The organism is Paracoccus sp. PAMC 22219, from assembly GCF_000787695.1.
GTDB lineage: Bacteria > Pseudomonadota > Alphaproteobacteria > Rhodobacterales > Rhodobacteraceae > Paracoccus.
Map to the genome: position 1 here is coordinate 1 of NZ_BBPH01000156.1, position 15,611 is coordinate 15,611.

Genomic DNA, 15,611 nt, shown 5'->3' on the forward strand with positions numbered 1-15,611 from the left:
GCCCCCCGGCGTCGCGGGACGCAACCGACACATCGCCCTCTGCCGCCTCCGCAGTCGACGCGTCCACCGTCTCCGCCTCCTGGTCGGTTGCGACCGGGTCGTCCGCGACGGATGCATCAGCAACCGGGGCGTCGGCTGTGGGTGCATCCGTCGCGGGGATATCACTGACCGCGTCTGCGGGCTCCGCTTCGTCCTCGATCCCCGCCGAGGCCATCAGCCGCCGCATTGCCGCCCGAAAATCATCCGCAGGCTGCCAGACAAGCGAAGCCGCATCCTCGCCCTCGGTCGTCGCCAGATGCTCTGCCACCAGCCGGTGACCGATGCCGTACCCGGCCCATTTGCGGATCCGCCCGCGGCCCAGGAACCATTCGCCGTGATCGTAATCGCGCCGCGCCCACAGCCCTGCGGCCTGCTTCAGCGTCCCTGCGACGGGCCGCACCGCATCCCATGGATCGGGCGGGCCGCCCAGCAGCTGTTGCACGAAATGTCCCGCCAGCCCCTCGGTGACCAGCGCCTCGCCCAGGGACCGGCCATAGCCCGGCCCATCCCACCGGACCAGATGATGCAATTCGTGCACCAAGGTCCGGCGGAAATGCTCCGGGGTGACGCGGGACGGGTCCAGCACGATCTCGATGATGCCGGGGGCGGGGGCATGGCCCGCGATGCCCCATTCCGGGATCACCGCGTCGCCCTCCCGGACCACCAGATCGAATCGCGGCAGGTCCAGATGCGCCTCGGCCATCGCCACGATCTCGCGCGCATGGGCGCGGATCTCGGCCATGACGGGCGTCAGAGTGCTGCGCGCGTTCAGCATGTGCAGTTGCCAGATCGTCATGGCCGCATCCCGTCTCTGTCGGTTCCCGTTGCGGTCGTCAGACCTCGGGGACCAGCACCTCGCGCTTGCCGACATGGTTGGCGCTGGACACCACGCCCTGCTCCTCCATCTGCTCGACCAGGCGCGCGGCCTTGTTGTACCCGATGGCCAGCTTGCGCTGGATATAGCTGGTCGAACATTTCCGATCCTTGGCGACGATCATCACCGCCTGATCGTACAGCGCATCGTCCGATCCGTCACCGCCCAGGCCCAGCACCGCGTCGATGTCGTCGGCCTTGTCATCCTCGACCCCCTCGACCACGCCCGACTTGTAGCTGGGCGGTCCAAAGGATTTCAGGTGGGTCACGATCTCCTCGACCTCCTCGTCGCTGACGAAGGGGCCGTGGATGCGGGTGACGCGCGCGCCGTTGCCCATGTACAGCATGTCGCCCTGGCCCAGCAGCTGTTCGGCCCCCTGCTCTCCGAGGATGGTGCGGCTGTCGATCTTGGAGGTGACCTGAAAGCTGACCCGCGTCGGAAAGTTCGCCTTGATCGTGCCGGTGATGACATCGACCGACGGGCGCTGCGTGGCCATGATCAGGTGGATGCCCGATGCCCGCGCCATCTGCGCCAGGCGCTGGATGCAGGCCTCGATCTCCTTGCCCGCGACCATCATCAGGTCGGCCATCTCGTCGACGACCACGACGATATAGGGGAAGGTCTCGGGCTGGAACTCCTCGGTCTCCCAGATCGCGTCGCCGGTATCCTCGTCGAAGCCGGTCTGGACGGTCCGCTTGAACATCTCGCCCTTCTTCAGGGCCTCGGTGACGCGGCCGTTGTAGCCCTCGATATTGCGCACGCCCATCTTGGACATCTTGCGGTAACGGTCCTCCATTTCGCCCACGACCCATTTCAGCGCCACGACGGCCTTCTTGGGGTCGGTGACGACCGGGGACAGCAGGTGCGGGATGCCGTCATAGACCGACAGTTCCAGCATCTTGGGGTCGATCATGATCAGCCGGCATTCGTCCGGCGTCAGCTTGTAGAGCAGGCTCAGGATCATCGTGTTGATCGCGACCGACTTGCCCGACCCGGTGGTGCCCGCGATCAGCAGGTGGGGCATCTTGGCCAGGTTCGCCACGACCGGATCGCCGCCGATATCCTTGCCCAAGGCCAAGGGCAGCGGCTGCGTGCCGTCGCCGAAGGCGCGGCTGGCAAAGATCTCGCGCAGCAGCACCTTTTCGCGCCGCGCGTTGGGCAGTTCGATCCCGATGACCGTGCGGCCGGGGACCGTGCTGACGCGGGCCGACAGGGCAGACATCGACCGTGCGATGTCGTCGGACAGGCCGATCACGCGGCTGGCCTTCAGGCCCGGCGCGGGTTCCAGCTCGTACAGCGTCACCACCGGGCCGGGGCGGACCTCGGTGATCTGGCCCTTGACGCCGTAATCGTCCAGCACCGCCTCCAGCATGCGGGCGTTTTCCATCAGCGCCTCGTGGGACACGGGCACCACGTCGCTGTCGGACGGCGCCGACAGCAGTGACAGCGGCGGGCGCTCATAGGCGGGGCTGCCGTTGTCGTCGAACCGCAACGCGGGCTCGGCCTCGGCGCGTGCGCTGCGCGAGGGTTCGGGGCGTTTGGCGGGGCGATGATCTGGCGCGGCGTCTCGGCGCCAAAGGGGCGCGGGTCGACCGCATCCTCGGGGGCGGGGGCGGCGGGCGCGCCTTCGCGGGCCAGCTTGGACGCCACGGCCTTCAGCACCGACGATTTCGCGGCGCTGGACCGGATGGCGTCGCTGATGCGGCCACGGACCTCGGCCTCGGAGGGGGCGGCGCCGTCATAGTCGGCATCCCGCTCGATCAGCTCGGGCTCGGGCATCTCGGCCTCCAGGCTCGAACTCCGGGGGGGATGGCCTGCGGCGGGCGGCGGGCTTGGCCGGGGTCGCGCGGGGCGCGGCGCCGTCAGTGGGCTTGCGCAGGCGCTGCGCCGCACCGGCAGCGGCAGAGCCTGCCAGAACCGTCCCGTGCAGCGCCGTCACCAGCCCGCGCCGGAACCGCTGCCACAGGGCGGTCACCTCGGTCCGGTCGAACCCCAGAACGAACGCCGCCGCCGCGACCACGGCCACCGCGACCAGCAGGGCCGCCAGGCGGATGCCAAGCTGCGCCTTCATCGGCAGCAGGTTCAGCATCGCGCCCATGACCATGTCGCCAAAATGCCCGCCCAGACCGTAATTCTGCTGCCAACCAGGGCCGGGCACCAGCGTGCTGGCATAGACCGACACCAGCGCCACGGCGATCGGGGTGAAGATACCGCGCATCAGGCGATCCTCGCCCTTGTGCAGCATCATGCGCAGGCCCCAGACCCAGGCCGCGACGACCAGCATCCACGCGCCCATCCCCGCGATCATGATCAGCGCCGAGGCGATCATCGCCCCGATCCCGCCCAGCATGTTCTGCGCCGGCGCGTCGGTGGCGGACCCGAAACTGGGATCGTCGGGCGACCAGCTGCCCAGCATCATCGCGACCAGGATGCCCAGCACGATCAGGCCCGCGCCGATGGCCTCCTTGCCGCGTCGTTCCAGGGCGGCCTGGGTCGACTGGTCGAACAGCGGGTCGCGGTGTTTCGCCTGCCAGCTTGCCATGATCTCAGCCCCCCGTTTCGTCATATAGGACCGCCAGAAGGCGGGTCAGCGCGGCGCGCGTCTGTTCGGCATCGGCCACCAGCGCCACACGGATGAAGCCGGCGCCCGGATTGACCCCGTCCACGTCGCGCGACAGATAGGCGCCGGGCAGCACCTGGATGCCCGCCTGCGCCCACAGCGTCCGCGCGGCCTGTTCGCCGTCGGCGACCGGCAGCCACAGGAAGAACCCGCCCTGCAGCGGCAGATAGCCGGGAATGTCGCCCAGAATTTCGTCCGCGATGCGGTATTTCTGCTGATACAGGGCCAGGCTGGCGGCCACGTGATCCTCATCGGACCAGGCGGCGGCGCTGACGCGCTGCACGGGCAGCGGCAGGGGCGCGCCTGCGTAATTGCGCAGCCGCCGCATCTGGGCGATGTGGGCGCGGCCGCCCGCGGCGAAACCGGACCGCAGGCCGGGCAGGTTCGACCGCTTGGACAGCGAATTGAACATCACCACCCGGTCGGGCAGACCCATCGCGGTGGCGACCTGCAGGGCACCCGGTGGGGGCGCGTCGCGCCAGATCTCGGAATAGCATTCGTCGGCCAGGATCAGAAAGTCGTGCTTGTCCGCCAGGGCCACCAGCGTTTCCAGGTAATCGCGGTCGGCCACCGCGCCCTGCGGGTTGGCGGGCGAACACAGATAGGCCAGCGCGACACGGTCCAGCAGCGCCGGGTCCAGCCCCGCGTAGTCGGGCAGATTGCCCGTGGCGGGCGTGGCGGGCACGAACAGCGCCTGCGCCTGCACCGCAGCGGCGGCGACCGCATAGACCTGATAGAACGGGTTTGGCACCAGCACGACAGGCTGCTGGCCGGCCTTGGTTTCCGGGCACAGGGCCAGGGCTGCGTTGAACAGCCCCTCTCGCGTGCCGTTCAGCACCATCAGCCGATCCGGCGCGACGTCCAGACCATAGCGGCGGTCCAGCCACCCGCCGATCGCCGACAGCAGTTCGGGCGCGCCTTCGTTCGGGGGGTATTTCGCCAGCTCGGGCAGGCTGTCGGCCATCACCTGCGCAACAAAGCCGGGCATCGGGTGGCGCGGCTCTCCGATGGTCAGGATCATGGGGGATTCGCCGGGGGCCAGCCCCGGTTCGATATCCGACAACAGCGCCCGCAAACGCGGGAACGCGTAGTCCGGCAGGTTCGAGAACCGCTCGGGGAATGCCATCTCTGCCTCGCTTTTCGGGGTCTGCGCCCCGTTCCTTGGCGGAAACATTAGCGTGATCCGGGCCTTGCGTCCAGCAAAGACCCGGTCACGCCAGCGCGGCCTCGGCCCCTGCCGCCACGCGCAGCAGATGTCGGTCGTGACCCGCATGGCCCATCAGGCTGATCCCGCAGGCCGGGTGCCCGGTGGGCAGCGTGATCGCGGGCAGGCCCAACAGGTTGGCGATCCGCGTGTTGCGCAGGGTCAGCAGGTTGGCGCGCACGAATTCCGACCCGTCGGTCATCAGCCGTTCGGTCGCGGGCGGCAGGATCGGCACCGTCGGCAGCAGCACGGCATCGTATCCGCCGACGACCTCCTTGATCCACTTGCGGCGCACGCGGGCCAGGCTTTCCCAGGCCGCGACATAATCGGGCGCGCTGACCTGGGCGCCGCCGCGGAACCGTTCCAGGATCGGCTGCCACATCAGTTCGGGCGCATCCTCGATCTGGGCGCGCCAGATGCCATAGGCCTCGGGGGCGAACAGCTGCGGCGACAGGGCCATGGCCTTGTCCAGCCAGTCGGTCGAGACATGCGCGATCTGCGCCCCGGCGCGACCCAGCCTGTCCACCGCATCCTGGAACGCCGTCACCGGACCGGATTCGGCGTCGTCGAAGGGCAACCCCTCCAGCACCATCAGGCGCAGGCCGTGCACGCTGGCACCATCCAGGTCGGGGGCCCGCTGATCGGCCATGATGGCGAAGATCTGGGCGCAATCCTCGACGCTGCGGGCGATGGGGCCCGCGATGTCGAATTTCCGCGCCAGCGGCACGACGCCCTTTTCGGGCAGCGCGCCATGCGTGGGCTTGAACCCCACCAGCCCGTTCCAGGCCGCGGGCACGCGCACGGACCCGCCCGTGTCGGTGCCCACCGCCGCCGCGGCCAACCCCAGGGCCACGGACACCGCCGCCCCCGACGACGACCCGCCCGGCGCCAGGTCCGGGTCCAGCGCGTTGGGCGGCGTCGCCGTGCGCGGGTTCAGCCCTAGCCCGGAAAAGGCCAGCTCGGTCATGTGGGTCTTGCCCAGGCAGACCATGCCGCGACAGGCGGCGCGGGCCAGGATGTTGGCATCCTTGCGCGGCACCCGCCCCTCCAGCAGGCGCGATCCGGCCTCGGTCACGGTGCCGCCGCTGTCGATATTGTCCTTCCAGCTGATGGCCACGCCGTCCAGCAGGCTGTGGCGGCGTTCCTGTTTCGCGCGGTCATGGGACGCCACGGCCTCGGACCGGGCGCGGGCGGCGGTCAGGCGAGCATAGATGCGCGCGCAGTCGGGGTGATCCTTCGCGGCGGCCAGATAGGCCTCGGTCTGGTCGATGGGGTCCAGGACCCCCGCCATGATGGCGCGGCCCTGCTGGGTGGCCGATGCCCGCAACCAGTCCATTCAGAAATCCACCGCGATTCCGCCCTTTTCCCAGTCGCCATAGCGGACCGGCTCCGGCCCGTCGCGCCCGCCGTATTCGACCGGCAGGATCTGCCCGGCCTGCTGCTTCCTGCGGGCCTCGGCCTCGGCCAAGGCGCGCTGTGCGGCGGCGGGCAAGGCGGGGGTGTCATCGCTCATGGAAAGATCCTCCGAATGGGCGTAAGGGGTCGCGGAACAGTGTTGAACATCACTTAGGCAAAGGAAAGCGTTTTGGCAAAGCCGGGCGGCGATATGGCGCGCAAGGGCGCATTGCGATTGATCCAGGGCGTGCGCGAGGGGCGGTCCCTGTCGGACCAGTCCGGCAGCCTGCGCACCCTGCCGGTGGCGGACCAGGCCCGCGCGGCGCGGCTGGCGGCGGAAACGCTGCGCCATCAGGGGCGCGCGGATGTGGTGATCGACGCCTTTGTAAACCGCAAGCCCGCGCCCCAGATCGCCGACGTGCTGCGGCTGGCCGTGGTCGAGATGCTGGAGCTGGGCGCCCCCGCCCACGGCGTCGTGGGCGCGGCGGTCGACCTGACCCGCACGCTTGGCGCGCGCGGACAGGCGGCGGCGGGCATGGTCAACGCGGTCCTGCGCAAGGCGGGCGCGTATCAGGGCTGGGCCGACCTGGCCCCGCAACCCCTGCCGGAATGGTTGCGCGGCCCGCTGGTCGAGGCCTATGGCGACGCGGTCATGACCGCCATCGAGGCCGCCCATCAGCGCGGCGCGCCCCTGGACCTGACCATGAAGCCCGGCGCGGACCCGGTGCCGGGCACGGATGCGCTGCCCACCGGATCGTGGCGCCTGCACGGGCCTGCGCAGGTGACCGCCCTGCCGGGGTTCGATGAAGGCCAGTGGTGGGTTCAGGACGCCGCCGCCGCCCTGCCCGCGCGCCTGCTGGCCCCGCAGCCGGGCGAACGCGTCGCCGACCTGTGCGCGGCGCCTGGCGGCAAGACGCTGCAGCTGGCCGCGGCGGGGGCCCATGTCACCGCCGTCGACATCAGCGAACAGCGCCTGCGCCGCGTGACGGAGAACCTGGCGCGCTGCGGGCTGACCGCCGATCTGGTCGCGGCCGACGTGCTGGACTGGCGCCCCGACACCGCGCCCGACGCGATCCTGCTGGACGCGCCCTGCAGCGCCACGGGCACCATCCGCCGCCATCCCGACCTGCCCTTCATCCGCGACGGCCACGGCATCGCCGAACTGATCGAGCTGCAGGCCGCGTTGCTGGACCATGCCCTGTCGGTGCTGCGGCCCGGCGGGCGGCTGGTCTATGCGACCTGTTCGCTGATCCCCGACGAGGGCGAGGTCCAGATCGACGAGGCGCTGGCCCGCCATCCCGGCGTGATCGTGGAACGCCCCGACCTGCCCCGGATCGATCTGGCCGGCATCGACCCCGCCTGGATCACCGACGAAGGCGGCTTGCGCCTGCGCCCGGACTACTGGGCGGACCGCGGCGGGATGGACGGGTTCTACATGGCCTGCCTGCGCAAGCCCGGCTGAACGGAACCGTAGGGCGGCCTTGCGCCTTCTTTCCGCGAACGCGGATGAAAGGATGACCAGATGAGGCTGACCACTGTCGCGATGGGATTGAAACTGGCCCAGGCCGTCCTGCGCACGCGCGGGGCGACGACCGCCGCCAAGGGTGCGGGGGGCCTTGCCTCGGGGATCGGCACGGCGGTGATGGTTGTGGCCGCGGTGCAGCTGGCGCAGCAGCTGTTCTCGTCCCGCAAGCGCTGAGGCGCTGGACCTTCGGCGGGGGTTTCGGTAACTGGGCGTCACCCAGAGACACGAGGCCCCCATGTCCGACCCCGTCGCCATACGACGCGCGCTTCTCTCCGTTTCCGACAAGACCGGTCTGATCGATTTCGCCCGCGCCCTGGATGCGCGCGGCGTCCAGATCCTGTCCACCGGCGGCAGCGCCAAGGCCCTGCGCGACGCGGGCCTGACGGTCACAGACGTGGCCGACGTGACGGGTTTCCCGGAGATGATGGACGGCCGGGTCAAGACGCTGCACCCGGCGGTGCATGGCGGCCTGCTGGCGCTGCGCGACAACGCGGACCACGTGGCCGCGATGGAGGAGCACGGCATCGGCGCGATCGACCTGCTGGTCGTGAACCTGTACCCGTTCGAGGAGACCGTCGCCAAGGGCGCCGCCCATGACGACTGCATCGAGAACATCGACATCGGCGGCCCCGCGATGATCCGCGCCGCCGCCAAGAACCACGGCTTCGTCACCGTGGTCGTGGACGTGCAGGATTACGACGCGGTCCTGGCCGAACTGGACGCCAATGGCGGCACCACCCTGCCCTTCCGTCAGCGGATGGCGCAGACGGCCTATGCCCGCACCGCCGCCTATGACGCCGCCGTCAGCACCTGGATGGCCGATGCCATCGGAGAGACGACGCCCCGCCGCCGCGCATTCGCCGGCACGCTGGCCCAAGGGTTGCGCTATGGCGAGAACCCGCATCAGCAGGCGGCGTTCTATGTCACCGGCGACGCGCGCCCCGGCGTCGCGACCGCCAAGCAGCATCAGGGCAAGGAGCTGTCCTATAACAACATCAACGACACCGACGCCGCCTTCGAGCTGGTGTCGGAATTCGACCCGGCGGGCGGTCCCGCCTGCGCGATCATCAAGCACGCCAATCCCTGCGGCGTGGCGCAGGGCGCATCGGCGCTGGAGGCCTACAAGCGGGCGTTTGACTGCGACCGCACCTCGGCCTTTGGCGGCATCATCGCGCTGAACCAGCCGCTGGACGGGGCCACGGCGGAAGAAATCGTCAAGATCTTCACCGAGGTCGTCATCGCCCCCGATGCCGACGAGGATGCAAAGCGCATCTTTGCGGGCAAGAAGAACCTGCGCCTGCTGACAACGGGCGGTCTGCCCGACCCGCGGGCGGGCGGCCTGACCTTCCGGCAGGTGTCGGGCGGCATGCTGATCCAGGGCCGGGACAACGGCCATGTCGGCCGCGACGACCTGAAGATCGTGTCCGACCGCCAGCCGTCCGAGCAGGAGCTGGCCGACCTGATGTTCGCCTGGACCGTCGCCAAGCACGTGAAATCCAACGCCATCGTCTATGCCAAGGACCTGGCCACCGTCGGCATTGGCGCGGGCCAGATGAGCCGCGTGGACAGCACCCGCATCGGCCGGCGCAAGTCCGAGGATATGGCCCAGGCCCTGGGCCTGTCGGAACCGCTGACCATCGGCGCGGTCGTGGCGTCCGACGCGTTCTTCCCCTTTGCCGACGGCATCGAGGCCCTGGCCGAGGCCGGGGCGCGCGCGGTCATCCAGCCCGGCGGCTCGATGCGCGATGACGAGGTGATTGCGGCGGCGAACCGCCTTGGACTGGCGATGGTCCTGACGGGCCAGCGCCACTTTCGTCACTGATGGCCGCGCCCGCCAAACCCGCCGCCGCCCGCAAGGCGCGTCCGGCCCCGCAGCCCGCGCGCAGCGACATGCGGCTGGTGATCTGGGTCGCGCTGGCGATCTTTCTGGCCGACCAGGCGCTGAAATACGTGGTCGTGCACATGCTGGACCTGGACAGGGTCCGGGCCATCGACGTGTTCCCGCCCTGGCTGAACCTGCGCATGGCGTGGAACCAGGGCGTGAATTTCGGCCTGATGGCGTCGGATACGGACATCATGCGGTGGGTGCTGATCGCGGTGGCGCTGATCATCTGCACCTGGGTGTGGATCTGGATCTGGCGCGCGGCACTGGGGCGGTTCGCCCGCATCTCGGCCGGGCTGCTGATCGGCGGCGCGCTTGGGAACGTGGTGGACCGCGTCCTGTACGGCGCGGTCGCCGATTTCCTGAACATGTCCCTGCCGGGATGGCAGAACCCCTACAGCTTCAACGTGGCGGATATCTCCATCTTTGCGGGCGCGATCGGGCTGGTGCTGATGCCGCAGCCCAAGACGCCGGAAACCCCGGCCCCAGCCAAGCCCAGGGCGCCGCGGACCACGCCAAAGCCGCCTGCCCGCCCCGCGCCCAAGGTGCCGTCGCCGCCCCCCGCGGGTCCGCGTCAGCCCGACCTGTTCGCACCCACCGACCAACAGGGTCGTGACGGCGACGGAAAACCGGGCTAGAACGGCGCAAAGGACCAAGGGGGCAGGACATGCGGACAAGCGCGCTGGTGATCGGATTTGCGGCCGCGATGGGGCTTTCCGCCTGTGGCGGGGGCACGCTGAACAATATCGGCGCGGGTCAGGTGGGGCCGGACGAATTCGCGATCCTGCCCACGCGGTCGCTGTCGATGCCGCCCGACCTGGCGGTGCTGCCCGCGCCCACGCCGGGCGGCGCGAACATCACCGACCCGAACCCCCGCGGTGATGCGGTCGCCGTGCTGGGCGGCAACCCCGAACGGCTGGCGAACCAGGGCGTCGGCGCTGCAGACCAGGCGCTGGTCGCGCAGGCCGCCCGCGCGGGCACCGATCCGCAGATCCGCGAACGCCTGGCGCAATCCGATGCAGAATGGCGCGCCCGCAACGGCCGCCGCCCGCTGGAGCGGGTGTTCGGCACCCCCGTCTATCAGCGCGCCTATGCGCCGATGGCACTGGACGCGACGGCCGAACAGCAGCGCTGGCAGCGCGCGGGGGCCATAACCTCGACCGCGCCTGCGCCCGCTGCCGAGTGACCACCGCAGTCTTTGACCCGACGGTCCCGTGTTTCGGGGCCGATCCCTGGCCCGCCTATGCGGCGCTCAGGGCACAGCCCGGCCTGCCCTTCTGGCCGGGTTTCGACGGGCATCTGGCATCGCGGATGGAGGACGTGCGCGCCATCGCGCTGGACCGGCGCATGGTCCGCGCACCCGCGGCCTTTGCGCCGCCCGATCAGGTCCGCGCGATGCAGGTCGCAGGCAATTTCCACGACATGCCGTTTCACGAACGCTTCGTGCAGACCTCGATGCTGGACACGGACGGGCCGGACCACGACCGGCTGCGCCGGGCGGTGTTTCCGTTCTTTACCAGGACCCGGCTGGAGGGGCTGCGCGGATTCGTCACGGGATGGGTCGATGGGGCGCTGGACCGGCTGATCCCGCAGGGGCGGATCGATTTCATCGCCGATCTGGCGGCGCATCTGCCGGGGCAGGTGATCGGCCACCTGATCGGCACCGACCCGGCACTGGCCCCGCAGATGACCGAATGGTCCGATCACGTGGTCAGCTATTTCGACATCGACCGCACCCCCGCAAAGAAGGCCGGCGCCGAAGAGGCGACCCGCCTGTTCGCGGCCCTGCTGGAGGATCTGCACGCCGAACGTGCCGCCCGCCCCCGCGACGACCTGATGTCCGCGATGATCGAGGCCGAGCGGGCCGGCCTGATGACCCATGACGAGTTGATCGCCACGATCATGCAGATCCTGCATGCGGGGCACGGGTCGACCATCGACGTGCTGGGATCGGGGATGGTGGCGCTGCTGGATCACCCGGAGCAGGCGGCGCTGCTGCGCGCGCAGCCGGGGCTGATGCCGCAGGCGGTGCAGGAAATGGTCCGCTTTGCCGCGCCGCTGCCGTTCTTTCACCGCTATGCGTCCGAGGACCTGACGATCTGCGGTCGGGACTGGCCCAAGGGGACGCTGTTCGGCCTGCTGTATGCGTCGGCCAATCGCGATCCGGCGGCCTTTGCGGAAGCCGACCGCTTTGACGTCACCCGGCGTCCGAACGTGCATCTGGCCTTTGGCGCGGGCGTGCATGTCTGCCTGGGCAACAATCTGGCGCGGCTGAACATGGAAACGCTGTTCACGGCCCTGCTGGCCCGCGCGCCGGGGTTGGTGGCCGACGGGCCGGTGCGCTGGAAACAGGGGCTGCAGGCGCATGGGCCCTTGTCCCTGCCGATGCGGCTGACCGCCTGAGCGGTCCGCGACCGCCCGCTGACCGGAACGCGTCGCCCGCACGGCCCCCATCGAGGGGGCCATCCGGGCGGGCGGCTGGCGCCGCCGCGCCACCCTCCACCGCTGCACATTCGCGCGAGCGTGGCTTGCGCGGCCTGCCCCTGCGGTCCAAGTTGCGCCACAGCAAGAGGAGGTTGCTCCACCCATGCGTCACCCCGCATCCCGTTCCGCCCTGGCCGTGGCCCTGGCGCTTGGCACATCGCTGACAGGCCTGCCCGCACTGGCGCAGGACGACGCCGCCCCGATGCCCGACGGCGTCACCCATTTCACCCTGCCCAACGGCCTGGAGGCGGTGGTCATCCAGGACGAACGTGCGCCCGTCGTGGTGCAGATGGTCTGGTACCGGATCGGTGCCGCCGACGAGGTGCCGGGCAAGTCCGGCATCGCGCATTACCTGGAACATCTGATGTTCAAGGGCACCGACACGCTGGAGCCCGGAGAGCTGTCCAAGACGGTCACCGCGAATGGCGGCAGCGACAATGCCTTCACATCGTGGGATTTCACGGCCTATTTCCAGCGGATCGCCAGCGACCGCCTGCCCCTGGTGATGGGGATGGAGGCCGACCGCATGGCCAACCTGAACATCCGCGACGAGGACTGGCAAGCCGAACGCCAGGTCGTGCTGGAAGAGCGTGCGCAGCGCGTGGACAGCGACCCCACCGCGCTGTTCATGGAGGAGCTGAACGCGGTCGTCTATGACAACCACCCCTATGGTCGCCCGATCATCGGCTGGCGCGACGAGATCGAGGCGCTGACCCGTGACGACGCGGTCGCGTGGTACGACACGCATTATTCCCCGAATGAGGCCGTGCTGGTCATCGCGGGCGACGTCACGCCGGAGGAGGCCCGTGCCCTGGCCGAGGAGCATTACGGTGCGATCCCCGCCAAGGGCGAGGCCGAGCCGCGCGTCCGCCCGCAGGAGCCGCCCAAGCGGACCGCGCGCCGGCTGGAGATGTCGGACCCGCGCGTGGCGCAGCCCCGGATGATCCGCACCGTGCTGGCCGCGGAACGCGATCCGGGCGCGCAGGAGGACGCGGCGGCGCTGACCGTGCTGGCGGCATTGCTGGGCGGGTCGTCGCAGACCTCGTATCTGGCGCAGGAGCTGATGCTGCCGGGGACGGCGCTGTGGGCGGGGGCCAGCTATGACGGGCTGTCGCTGGACCGGACCGAGTTCATGCTGTCGATGATCCCGGCCGACGGCACCACGCCGGAAGACGCCGAAGCGGCGCTGGACGAGACGCTGGCGCAGTTTCTGACCGACGGGCCGAATGACGCCGACCTGGAACGCGTCAAGACCCGCATCCGGGCCGAGGAGATCTATTCCCGCGATTCGGCGCATGGCCGGGCCTATGATTATGGCCAGGGGCTGTCGACCAGCCTGACGGTGCAGGACGTGAACGACTGGCCGGAGATCCTGGGCGCGGTCACCGCCGAGGACGTGATGGCCGCGGCGCGCGACGTGCTGGAGGCGCCCGCCGTCACCGGCTGGCTGCTGCCCGCCGACGCGGAGGCCGTGACGCCCGCCGCGACCGAAGAACCGGCCCCGGCCACCCCCGACGAACAGACCGAGGTGCAAGGATGATCCGTGCCGCAATCGCCACCGTTCTTGCCCTGCTGGCCGTGCCCGCGCAGGCGATCGAGATTCAGGACGTCACCTCTCCGGGCGGGATCAAGGCCTGGCTGGTCCAGGACGACAGCATCCCCTTCGTGGCGCTGGACATACAGTTCCGCGGCGGCGCCAGCATGGATGCCGAGGGCAAGCGCGGCGCGGTCAACCTGATGACCGCACTGCTGGAGGAAGGGGCCGGGTCGAACACCGCCACGCAATTCGCGCAGGCGGTCGAGGATCTGGGCGCGCGGCTGTCCTTTTCGGCCAGCGACGACACGCTGTCGGTCGGATTCCAGTCGCTGACCGAAAACCGCGATGCCGCCGCCGACCTGTTGGCGCAGGCGCTGGCGCAGCCGCGCTTCGACGACGATGCGCTGGCCCGCGTGCGCGGGCAGGTACAGGCGGTGATCCGGTCCGAGGCGACCGACCCGAACAGCATCGCCGCCAAGGAGATGGCGGCGCAGGCCTGGGGCGACCACCCCTATGCGACCTCGATCAACGGGACGGCGGACAGCGTCGCGGCGCTGACGAAACAGGACCTGGTGGCGGCCAAGAACCGTGTGCTGGCGCGCGACCGGGTGGTCGTGGGCGCGGCGGGCGACATCTCGGCCGAGGAGCTGGGGCTGCTGCTGGATCGCATCCTGGGCGGGTTGCCGGAACAGGCGACGGCGCCCCTGCCCGAACCCGCAGAGCTGCAGGTGACCGGCGGCACGACGGTGATCGACTGGGACAGCCCGCAGACGGTGGTGGCCTTTGCCGGACCGGGCATCCCGATCGACGATCCCGATTATTTCGCGGCCTTTGTGGCCAATCACATCCTGGGCGGCGGCGGCTTCAGTTCGCGCCTGATGGAGGAGATCCGCGAAAAGCGCGGGCTGACCTATGGCGTGGGCACCGCCCTGGCAACGGGGCTGTACGGCCAGACCTGGCAGGGCGGCATGTCGGGATCGAACGCCACCACGGCCGAAGCGGTGGACCTGATCCGCGCCGAATGGGCCCGCATGGCCGAGGGCGTGACGGACCAGGAACTGACCGACGCCAAGACCTATCTGACCGGAGAATATCCGCTGCGGTTCGACGGGAACGGGCGCATCGCGTCGATCATGGCGGGGATGCAGCTGATCGGGTTCCCGATCGACTATATCGACACCCGCAACGACAAGGTCGAGGCGGTGACGTCCGAGGACGTGTCCCGCGTGGCGCAACGCCTGCTGGACCCCGAACAGCTGCGCTTCGTGCTGGTGGGTCGCCCCGAGGGGATCGAATCGGACCCGGTCACCAACTGAGCCGCGACCTGCGGTGGCGCCGCGCCCCAAGAGGCGCGGCGCGGTCGGTCCGCGGGTCGTGTGGCCCTCGAATCTCTGGCGGCGGCGGGGCAGTCCTGCTAGATTTGGGGCAATGCATAGCCACGCCCCCAAGATACGCCCCGATGCCCGCCCCGTGATCCGCCAGCTGGACGAGGCCACCGCCAACCGCATCGCGGCGGGCGAGGTGGTCGAGCGTCCGGCATCCGCGGTCAAGGAGTTGGTCGAGAACGCGCTGGACGCCGGCGCCACCCGCATCGAGATCGCCATCCAGGACGGCGGCAAGCGGCTGATCCGCGTCACCGACGACGGCTGCGGCATGGTGCCGGACGACCTGCCGCTGGCCCTGTCGCGCCATGCGACCAGCAAGATCGACGGGACCGACCTGCTGGCCATCACCAGCTTCGGCTTTCGCGGCGAGGCGCTGCCGTCGCTTGGCGCGGTCGGGCGGCTGACCATCACCTCGCGCGCGCAGGGGCCCGAGGGGGCGTCCATCGGCGGTGACGGGGGGGGCGGCTGGACCCGCTGCGCCCGGCGGCGGCCAAGTTGCGGCACCGTGGTCGAGCTGCGCGATCTGTTCTTTGCCACGCCCGCGCGGCTGAAGTTCCTGCGCACCGACCGGGCGGAAACGCAGGCCGTCGCCGAAACCGTGCGCAGGCTGGCGATGGCCGAACCCTATGTCGGCTTTTCGCTGACCGCCGACGGGCGACGCAGATC

Annotated in this window: 13 protein-coding genes and 1 pseudogene; 9 read left to right on the forward strand and 5 right to left on the reverse strand. The window is 70.1% G+C overall.

Translation table 11 applies throughout. From position 1 onward, the window contains the following. The 5 genes and pseudogenes from TY51_RS15975 to TY51_RS16005 all read right to left on the reverse strand — a co-directional run. The coding region (locus TY51_RS15975) for a DUF2268 domain-containing putative Zn-dependent protease (protein WP_052650352.1) at positions 1-835 on the reverse strand (835 nt) is incomplete at its 3' end. Positions 836-872: 37 nt separating this feature from the next. Then, positions 873-3,455, reverse strand: a pseudogene (locus TY51_RS20460) (DNA translocase FtsK). 4 nt (positions 3,456-3,459) lie between these two features. After that, the gene (locus TY51_RS15995) at positions 3,460-4,659 is read right to left on the reverse strand and encodes an aminotransferase class I/II-fold pyridoxal phosphate-dependent enzyme (RefSeq protein ID WP_042251294.1); all 1,200 of its coding nucleotides are present in this window, start codon (positions 4,657-4,659) and stop codon (positions 3,460-3,462) included. An 85-nt stretch (positions 4,660-4,744) separates the two neighbouring features. Then, positions 4,745-6,073 carry an amidase gene (locus TY51_RS16000; protein WP_042251296.1) on the reverse strand — a complete coding sequence of 443 codons (1,329 nt, stop codon included), beginning with the start codon at positions 6,071-6,073 and terminating at the stop codon, positions 4,745-4,747. Then, the gene (locus TY51_RS16005; protein ID WP_042251299.1) at positions 6,074-6,250 is read right to left on the reverse strand and encodes a DUF1674 domain-containing protein; all 177 of its coding nucleotides are present in this window, start codon (positions 6,248-6,250) and stop codon (positions 6,074-6,076) included. It abuts the gene before it with no gap. 72 nt (positions 6,251-6,322) lie between these two features. On the opposite strand from TY51_RS16005, the gene TY51_RS16010 reads away from it, so the two are divergent. The 9 genes from TY51_RS16010 to mutL form a co-directional block, all read left to right on the forward strand. Continuing rightward, on the forward strand, positions 6,323-7,594 hold the full coding sequence (locus tag TY51_RS16010; RefSeq protein ID WP_373960723.1) for an RsmB/NOP family class I SAM-dependent RNA methyltransferase: 1,272 nt from the start codon (positions 6,323-6,325) through the stop codon (positions 7,592-7,594). Positions 7,595-7,654: 60 nt separating this feature from the next. Then, on the forward strand, positions 7,655-7,831 hold the full coding sequence (locus TY51_RS22175) for a hypothetical protein (RefSeq protein WP_156118079.1): 177 nt from the start codon (positions 7,655-7,657) through the stop codon (positions 7,829-7,831). Between the two features lie 61 nt (positions 7,832-7,892). Further along, positions 7,893-9,479, forward strand: a complete 1,587-nt coding sequence (gene purH, locus TY51_RS16015) for a bifunctional phosphoribosylaminoimidazolecarboxamide formyltransferase/IMP cyclohydrolase (protein WP_042251301.1) — start codon at positions 7,893-7,895, stop codon at positions 9,477-9,479. After that, positions 9,479-10,177 (forward strand): signal peptidase II, encoded by a 699-nt coding sequence (lspA, locus tag TY51_RS16020; protein WP_373960724.1) that lies wholly within the window; start codon positions 9,479-9,481, stop codon positions 10,175-10,177. Before purH ends, lspA begins: the two co-directional genes overlap by 1 nt. A 29-nt stretch (positions 10,178-10,206) precedes the next feature. Next, positions 10,207-10,725, forward strand: coding sequence for a DUF3035 domain-containing protein (locus TY51_RS16025; protein ID WP_042251303.1), 519 nt, complete (start codon positions 10,207-10,209; stop codon positions 10,723-10,725). Continuing rightward, positions 10,722-11,942 (forward strand): cytochrome P450, encoded by a 1,221-nt coding sequence (locus TY51_RS16030; RefSeq protein WP_042251304.1) that lies wholly within the window; start codon positions 10,722-10,724, stop codon positions 11,940-11,942. The genes TY51_RS16025 and TY51_RS16030 overlap by 4 nt, the downstream gene beginning before the upstream one ends. 184 nt (positions 11,943-12,126) lie before the next feature. Next, a complete protein-coding gene (locus TY51_RS16035; RefSeq protein WP_081995160.1) occupies positions 12,127-13,563 on the forward strand; it encodes a pitrilysin family protein in 1,437 nt (478 codons plus the stop codon). Beyond that, positions 13,560-14,876, forward strand: coding sequence for a pitrilysin family protein (locus TY51_RS16040; RefSeq protein ID WP_042251307.1), 1,317 nt, complete (start codon positions 13,560-13,562; stop codon positions 14,874-14,876). The genes TY51_RS16035 and TY51_RS16040 overlap by 4 nt, the downstream gene beginning before the upstream one ends. 112 nt (positions 14,877-14,988) lie before the next feature. Further along, positions 14,989-15,611: DNA mismatch repair endonuclease MutL (mutL, locus tag TY51_RS16045; protein WP_197054802.1), on the forward strand; the 623-nt coding region annotated here is incomplete at its 3' end.

Excerpts from the sequence above, each read along its gene's own strand:
- TY51_RS15995 (WP_042251294.1), bottom strand. The coding sequence starts at position 4,659 with ATGGCATTCCCCGAGCGGTTCTCGAACCTGCCGGACTACGCGTTCCCG.
- TY51_RS16000 (WP_042251296.1), bottom strand. The coding sequence starts at position 6,073 with ATGGACTGGTTGCGGGCATCGGCCACCCAGCAGGGCCGCGCCATCATG.
- TY51_RS16005 (WP_042251299.1), bottom strand. The coding sequence starts at position 6,250 with ATGAGCGATGACACCCCCGCCTTGCCCGCCGCCGCACAGCGCGCCTTG.
- TY51_RS22175 (WP_156118079.1), top strand. The coding sequence starts at position 7,655 with ATGAGGCTGACCACTGTCGCGATGGGATTGAAACTGGCCCAGGCCGTC.
- purH (WP_042251301.1), top strand. The coding sequence starts at position 7,893 with ATGTCCGACCCCGTCGCCATACGACGCGCGCTTCTCTCCGTTTCCGAC.
- lspA (WP_373960724.1), top strand. The coding sequence starts at position 9,479 with ATGGCCGCGCCCGCCAAACCCGCCGCCGCCCGCAAGGCGCGTCCGGCC.
- TY51_RS16025 (WP_042251303.1), top strand. The coding sequence starts at position 10,207 with ATGCGGACAAGCGCGCTGGTGATCGGATTTGCGGCCGCGATGGGGCTT.
- TY51_RS16035 (WP_081995160.1), top strand. The coding sequence starts at position 12,127 with ATGCGTCACCCCGCATCCCGTTCCGCCCTGGCCGTGGCCCTGGCGCTT.
- TY51_RS16040 (WP_042251307.1), top strand. The coding sequence starts at position 13,560 with ATGATCCGTGCCGCAATCGCCACCGTTCTTGCCCTGCTGGCCGTGCCC.